At 58.9% G+C, this 6,767-nt stretch carries 7 protein-coding genes; 3 read left to right on the forward strand and 4 right to left on the reverse strand.

The window, feature by feature from the left end; translation table 11 throughout:
* Positions 1-12: 12 nt before the first annotated feature.
* Complete coding sequence (locus ACLFKU_RS37465; RefSeq protein ID WP_410852534.1) at positions 13-1,011, reverse strand: LysR family transcriptional regulator; 999 nt, start codon at positions 1,009-1,011, stop codon at positions 13-15.
* Positions 1,012-1,103: 92 nt separating this feature from the next.
* Between ACLFKU_RS37465 and ACLFKU_RS37470 the strand changes: the two genes are divergently transcribed.
* On the forward strand, positions 1,104-2,525 hold the full coding sequence (locus tag ACLFKU_RS37470) for a carboxymuconolactone decarboxylase family protein (RefSeq protein WP_410852535.1): 1,422 nt from the start codon (positions 1,104-1,106) through the stop codon (positions 2,523-2,525).
* Positions 2,526-2,607: 82 nt separating this feature from the next.
* Here ACLFKU_RS37470 and ACLFKU_RS37475 read toward each other — a convergent pair whose 3' ends face one another.
* Positions 2,608-3,414 carry a hypothetical protein gene (locus tag ACLFKU_RS37475; RefSeq protein ID WP_368585009.1) on the reverse strand — a complete coding sequence of 269 codons (807 nt, stop codon included), beginning with the start codon at positions 3,412-3,414 and terminating at the stop codon, positions 2,608-2,610.
* Positions 3,407-3,949, reverse strand: a complete 543-nt coding sequence (locus ACLFKU_RS37480; protein ID WP_410852536.1) for a phosphohydrolase — start codon at positions 3,947-3,949, stop codon at positions 3,407-3,409. Before ACLFKU_RS37480 ends, ACLFKU_RS37475 begins: the two co-directional genes overlap by 8 nt.
* A gap of 529 nt (positions 3,950-4,478) precedes the next feature.
* Between ACLFKU_RS37480 and ACLFKU_RS37485 the strand changes: the two genes are divergently transcribed.
* Both ACLFKU_RS37485 and ACLFKU_RS37490 read left to right on the forward strand, forming a co-directional pair.
* Entirely contained in the window at positions 4,479-4,928 is a 450-nt protein-coding gene (locus ACLFKU_RS37485; RefSeq protein ID WP_410852537.1) for a RidA family protein, read from the forward strand.
* Positions 4,929-5,390: 462 nt separating this feature from the next.
* A complete protein-coding gene (locus tag ACLFKU_RS37490; RefSeq protein WP_410852538.1) occupies positions 5,391-5,855 on the forward strand; it encodes a hypothetical protein in 465 nt (154 codons plus the stop codon).
* A 227-nt stretch (positions 5,856-6,082) separates the two neighbouring features.
* On the opposite strand, the gene ACLFKU_RS37495 is transcribed toward ACLFKU_RS37490, so the two are convergent.
* Positions 6,083-6,205, reverse strand: a complete 123-nt coding sequence (locus tag ACLFKU_RS37495) for a hypothetical protein (protein ID WP_410852539.1) — start codon at positions 6,203-6,205, stop codon at positions 6,083-6,085.
* Positions 6,206-6,767: the final 562 nt, after the last annotated feature.

Genomic DNA, 6,767 nt, shown 5'->3' on the forward strand with positions numbered 1-6,767 from the left:
GTGGGAGCGCGCTTACTTCAATTTGATTTGGAAGCGTGGCAGGGTTTCTCGGGCGGGGCGGGGTGGGCTAGGCGGCCCTGAGGGGCTGCTGCAGGACTGCATGCCCGGAGGCACCAACGCCGTCTTGCGCCGCGCGATGCGTAACAACGCATCCAACTCTGATGCGTGTTGCGCATCCCTGTAGGCGAGGCCAAATCCGATCCAGAATTCCCTTTCCTTGAGTGGCCTGAAAGTCGCACCGGCGCGCCGCATCGTCGTCATCGACTTAGGTATGAAGCCGATGCCCTGTCCGTTTGCCACTTCGGCCAGCAGAAGATGGTGATCCGCGGGTTCCGTCAGTCTTCGGCTCGGCGCATGTCCGAGCTTCGCGAACACTTCTTCGTAGTAGTCGAAAAATCCGGGATTTGTTCGCCGCTGCGGCCAGAACACCGGTTGGTCATTCAACTGCGCGATCGACAGGAATTTGTGCCGCGCGAGCGGATGCCGTGCAGGGATTACCGCGACCAGCGGCTCTTTGTGCAGCGGTTCCACCACCAGTTCCCCTGTTGCGCTGGGCAGTCCGATCAAGGCGACATCGAGCGCGCCACGCCGCAGGCGCCGGATGAGTTCGACGGAAGTGGCCGCAACGAAGACCAGCGACCCGCCAGGAACCGCTTTCCTGAAGGCGGGCTCGAGGGAAGGAAAGACCTCCGGGTCGAAGATCTTGGTATAACCGACCCTGAGCTGCCGGGGCCCTTCCTTTGAATGCCGTCGTGCGGTTTCGATCGCCTCTGAGGCTTGAAGGAGCGTCTTCCTGGCCCCCTTCAGGAATGCGCGGCCCGCCGTGGTGAGTTCCGCGCCCGCCGAACCGCGATTGAGCAGCGTCACCCCAAGTTCGCTCTCGAGCTGTTTGATCTGGCGGCTTAGAGGCGGCTGTGACATGTGGAGTCGTTCGGCCGCGGCGCGAAACGTGCCTTCCTCGGCCACGGAGACGAAGCACTCCAGCTGGCGTAGATCGATTCGTAGTCTCATGCAGAAAAGGTATCACGAATTTGATCTTGGCCTGTTGCATCTTCCTGCCCGTATGCTTCATTCCGCTGACTTCGAGAAGGAGCAAATCAGACATGGATACGTGCAAGCGCAGAGGCACTCTGCAGAGGATCACAGCAGCCAGAAAGCTGGCAGCAGCCGCTTTCGCGCCGATTAAAGCGGGGCGACAAATCACCGATGGCAAAACACAGATGAATGGATCTACGGCTCAGACAGGCATGACGGCCCTCCAGGGCGCGTCCGCTGGCGAAACCAGTGCAGAACGTTTTACCCGGGGTATCGAGGTGCTGAAGAGGATCGGTGGCGCGGGCTACGATATCCCTGTTAACCGTCTGGCGGAGGTTGCCCCGGATTTGGCACGATTCACGGTTGAATTTGCCTATGGAGACATCCTGTCGCGGCCGGGGCTGGACTTGTGCCTTCGCCAGATCGCCACCGTTGCCGCGCTGATGGCCCATGGCAGCGTGCAACCGCAACTGAAATATCACATGACCGGCTTCCTCAATGCGGGCGGCGAGCCCGCGGAACTGGTCGAAATGCTGTTCCTGGCGATTGCCATTCTAGGGTTTCCGGTCTCGATCAACGCAGTAGGTATCGTTCGCGAGATCTTTCGGGAGCGCGGTCTGGCTTTCGATCCGATCGCCCCGGCGTCCGACGATGGCACTGCGCGATATCAACGGGGTCTCGAGGTACTCGACGGCTTGATGGCCAATCCGGAGGAGTACGTGAAAAAGCTGGAAAGCACTTCACCCGAACTCGCCCGCTGGTCCGTCGAGTTCGCGTTCGGTGAGATCTTCGTTCGCGAAGGACTCGATCCAAAGGCAAGACAGATCGCGAGCATCTCGATGCTCGCAGCAGCCGGCAATCGCAGCGATCTGCTCCGCCTTCATATCGAAGCCGGGCTCGAGTCCGGCCTGTCGCGCACCGAGATCACCGAAGCCCTGATGCAACTGGCCGTGTATGCCGGGTTCCCGAGCGCTCTCAATGCCTTTGGGGTTGCGGACGCCGTCTTCACCAAGCCGGCGCAGAAAGAGACGGAAGGGGCAGGCGGCCGGGTAAGCGCGAATGCAATCGTCTCCGAAACTCGCAAGGCTCGCAGCGAACGCGGACTGGCGACGCTCGCCAGCACTTCTGCCCAGGCGGGCGAGGCCGTGGTCAACAGCTTCAACGACCTGGCACCGGATATCGGCCGCGCGATCGTCGAGCACTCCTACGGCGACATCTTTAGCCGTGCCGGGCTCGACGCGAAGACGCGCGAGCTTGCCGCATGCTCGGCGCTCGCCGCGGTGGGAAGCAAAGCGACGGAGACGCCGCTGCGGGTCCATGCGAATGCGGCGCTGACGGCGGGCGCGACGCAGGCGGAAATCGTCGAAACGCTGCTAAACGTCCTTCCCTATCGCGGATATCCCGCAGTCGAGGAAAGCATGCGTGTCGTCGGCGAGGAATTCAGCAAGCGCAGCGATCACGCCCAAAAAGTAGCGGGAGAACGGCAATGAATGCCACACGCTTTCGGACATGCGGCCGGCCCGACCCTTGAGAGAGGTTGTGTCGAAAAGCAATCCGTAGTTCTTTACTTCTTCACTTCGACAGATGCAGCTTCTTCGATAGCACGATACCCCGCTGCGGGCTCACCAGCCAGATGGCGTGAATGTTGGTGTAAAGGGTCGAGGTTCTTTTTGTGATGTCTGTGGGCTCGTCGTTGCTGGGATCGCTATGTTCGCGTCGGTCGGTCAGGTAAGGTGGCGTCATGCTACATATCAGCACAATCGCGAAGTCTCCATTCGCTTCGTGGAACGCCGTCTGCGACAGTGTCACGCGTCCGTGAACCCTGGTCTTGCTCCGTTCGCCCGACTTGAGCTCAATCACATCGATATGTTGGATGTACCCCTTGGCCTTCGCCTCTGGCGCCACCACAAGCCCTCGACCGCGTTGTCCGGTGACGGTTTTCTTGAGTAGGATCGCTCCCGGATTGTTGTCATCGGATAGATCTATGTCCACCGTCAACAGGTGCGTCTTTGATTGATATCGTATTCCGTAGGGCGCCGGTACGACGAAAGCCAGGTCGCGCTCGAGACTGGCTTTCGGCGAGTCGAGTCCGCCTGGCGCCTTATGGACAGGGACGTGGATCAGGTTCCTGATGCGATCGCTCAACGAAGGCGAGTTGGTATTGAAGCTCTGGCCCGCCAAAGCGTCCCTGATAGCAACCGGGTCGTCGCCGACGAAAGGGCGAGTCGACAGGACATCTGCAGAGGCAGAAATTTCAGGCTCAGTCGCATTGGGAACAGCGGCAGAGTCTGCCGACGTCCCGGCGTGCGCCAGCAGCGACATGCAAACCAGGGCGCAAGCGGCGTTGGTACGGACCAGCATAGTTTTAAGATCAGCCACGACAAACCCCTCCAGGATCAAGGCAGTCTATCGCAAAGCCTTGCGTGGTCAACTCGACCGAGCGACAGCGGAACCCAAAGCCGAGTCGCGGATAGAGCGCGAGCTTATCGTCGATGAGTTGGGGAGAAATCTCGTCCATCCTGAGCCCCATGACGTCGACATGAGCGCCGAAGTGGACGAGCGCGACTTCCGGCTCCCTGCGATGGGCTATATCAGCGGCTGAGTGAAGGGCGATGGCGTCCCAAACGATGCCGATTGTCGTCTCCGGATAGTCGTGGGCATGCAGAAACCTGCTCGCGGCGTCGGCGTCATCGACTTCGGAGCGCTTGTCCGCAGCATGATCCTCCGGCAGACCCAGGCCGTGAAGCAGCGATGCGATATAAACCAGTTCGCGATCGTACTTCATTTGCCGCTTCTTGCGGATGAACTCCGCGAACCACCATGTGCTGTGGAGATGATTGAGGAGCGGACCCGAATGATTCTGCCCGGCGAGCACCGCCGCTTTGCGGGCGAACTCGGAATCCGGTGCGATCATGCCTCGATAGTGACAGGGGGTTCATTAGCCCTTCCTCGAATGATTACTGGTCTCGCGAATCATGTTGTTGTCGCAATGCATCAGGAGGCTCAGTCTTCTGACGGACGCATCGACACTTCGCCGTGTCTACACCGTTCAGTTGCTCGAACCTCCGTTGCGCGGCCTCGAGATTCCGATCTACCAACAGATTCGTATCAGCTAGATGTGTGAGGGACCGCTGCTGTCTTTCGAGCCGACATTTGAGTGGGCCATCGGCGCGCGCGAGCGAACGACTGAAAATTGGCCGGAAGTACCTACTCGGCTACTTCGTCCGAACGCGGCCATTGAAGATTTCTGCGTCAGCTCGGGAGTAAGCTGGCCGAACCGGTGCTCTCGGCCAGAATGAGACGTTCGGTGCAATGCCACGTTTTTCGTTGGCGCAGCGTTTACATCAACGTTTAGATCATTAGCAAAGGAAAATTTGCCATAAGTATTCTCGCAACATTGGGCGACAATCGAGCGACTCAAACCGACCAGGGGATTGAATCGAATGAGCGCTGACGAGAAGCTTGACGCGTTGACTGAAGGCTATGACGGTGTTAGCGCCCCAGCAGCAAACTATAGGAATGTGACTCGATGGGGCGACTTGCTGTTCCTATCTGGGAAATCTTCTCGGAGAGTTGTGGACGGCAAGCTGGGTGTCGACATCGCCTTGGACGAGGGAAAACGCATCGCCCGAGAGGTTGCGCTGGAGTTGCTTCTTGTCTTGCGCGAAGAGCTAGGCTCGCTGAACCGTATAGGGCAATTCATCGAGCTCCAAGGATTCATCAATGCATCGGATGACTTCAAAGGGCACGCCCAGGTTCTCGATGGTGCATCCGACCTCCTGGTGGAAGTTTTGGGGCCCGCGGGCGTTCATTCTCGTTCCGTTCTTGGTGCTGTTTCGCTGCGCGGTGGACAGCCAGTCATCTTGCGCGCAGTCGTAGGAATAGGCCGGTAAGACAGCTCTCCCGGCAACACCAGGCGCTTCCGCTTCGACAAGCGTCCGTTAATCCGTCGATTCAGCGAAATCGCGAAGCGCGCGATCAAGGGTTTCCCATCGGAGTCGGGTCGGTTATTTCCGCGCGCCGAACGCCAGCGCGCCAAAGAACGATCTACCACTCGATATGCAAAGGACCTACCCCTACAAAGGCTTCGAAATAATCGTTGACCTTGAACTCGTGTGGGAGGCGTCAGGCAGCGCTGTGCTGTCGCCTCCGACCGGCTTTGTCGCAATCGTGTCTATCGAAGGGAAGGGGTTGCCGGCTTCGCTGGGATCTCCGATCCGCCTGATGAAAGATACCCAGAAGCCGTTCGGAACGGAAGCGACTGCACTCATGACGGGCTGTAGCGCGGGTCAGCGGGTCATAGACGATATGCTCCTGCGGGAATATTCGTCTCCTGCAAGGGAATGATCGTCAGCATGCAGGAGGACGCCCGCTTCGGGCTGATATCGAGTTCGGCCCGTCTCGGACGGTCGGCCGCCAGGCATTTGGCTGCTGGGTCGCTGAAAATCGGTTCTTTGCTAGCATGGCAGTCCATATCGAACTCAAGGACGCAGCCATTACCTTCTGACATGACTAAAGAAGCGCTTCACACGTTCCTGACCGCCTATTTCGACCTGGTCATTGACCCCTCCGAACGGGGCAGTGCCCGCTCGTACTTTCTCGGAAAGGTGGCATGGCACCCATCGGCGACCACGCGAATCCTTCATGTTCAATACGGCGCCAACGATCACGTCAGTCGTATCAAGCTTTGTATCTCGTCGGACAACAATAACAGCGTGTTTGTGCGGTTGCCGATGAACTGGTCAGAACTCGGCCAAGCCGTAGCCGATGAGATTTCGCTGCATGCGCCGCAAAGGCCGGAGTGCGGAATCGCCGACTGACCGCTTCGCATCCGCTCGCAGCTAATCAGACATTCGCGGCTGGCGAAGTATGAATCACCGGTCAGTAGCCGACTTGCGGTGGGAATCCCTGAACGTCTGCGATGGCCGAAAATTGCGTATAGGCCATCGAGCAGCATTGAGTTGATGACCGGGCGTCCGGGCGGAAGGTAGCCGGCCCGTCCTGTTCCGAGTATTGTCGCGGCTCCAACGGCAGTCACGCGCTTCCGTCAAGGTGGTGAGTCGGAGCTGATATTGATAACCCTGCCGCCGCCGATTGCTCTGAAGCAGGGGATGACGACTTGCATCGCCAACATCGCGCCAAACACATTGGTCTCGAACAGGTTGTACATAGGACCGCTGTACAGGCCGCGCAAATACCGGTTCCCACGGCTTCGACATCGCGTGGATCGAACGATGTAACTGTATATGCAGGCTCCTAAAGTACGCTCGCAACGGAACAGGACGCAGCGCAAGCAGTTGTAGAGGCGACTAGGGCTGATACCGAACCGTTGCGTTACGTCGTAGTCGAGGATGCGAAAGAGTCTGCCCGGATGCGGCGCGAGACATCGGAGCGTACTTACGCATCGTGGGCAAAGGACAAGTTTCGGCTGGAAACGCGCTGACCGCCGAGGCTTCGAGGGAGTGCGCGACGTTCCGATGGACCGTCGCAGCACATCCCGGCGCAGACGTTTCCTCGCTGGCCGTTGTGTTCGTTTTCCCGCAACATCTTGGAGTTGTCGGGCCGACCTTTGCAAGAGGGCTCGCGTGCGGACATACGGCGGAACACTTAGGGCATTGCTGATCAAGTCCACCGCATAGCTACTCGGAGCGTTATAGAGCGGAGTGGATAAGGAAGGCAGAACAGGATGAAGCAGCAGACGCTGGCGATGGAAGCTGACGAAGGTGCGGGTT

Source organism: Paraburkholderia sp. EG304, assembly GCF_046543485.1.
Lineage (GTDB): Bacteria > Pseudomonadota > Gammaproteobacteria > Burkholderiales > Burkholderiaceae > Paraburkholderia > Paraburkholderia youngii.

Coding starts and splice junctions, on each gene's coding strand:
- ACLFKU_RS37465 (WP_410852534.1), bottom strand. CDS start 1,011: ATGAGACTACGAATCGATCTACGCCAGCTGGAGTGCTTCGTCTCCGTG.
- ACLFKU_RS37470 (WP_410852535.1), top strand. CDS start 1,104: ATGGATACGTGCAAGCGCAGAGGCACTCTGCAGAGGATCACAGCAGCC.
- ACLFKU_RS37480 (WP_410852536.1), bottom strand. CDS start 3,949: ATGATCGCACCGGATTCCGAGTTCGCCCGCAAAGCGGCGGTGCTCGCC.
- ACLFKU_RS37485 (WP_410852537.1), top strand. CDS start 4,479: ATGAGCGCTGACGAGAAGCTTGACGCGTTGACTGAAGGCTATGACGGT.
- ACLFKU_RS37490 (WP_410852538.1), top strand. CDS start 5,391: ATGCAGGAGGACGCCCGCTTCGGGCTGATATCGAGTTCGGCCCGTCTC.
- ACLFKU_RS37495 (WP_410852539.1), bottom strand. CDS start 6,205: ATGTACAACCTGTTCGAGACCAATGTGTTTGGCGCGATGTTGGCGATG.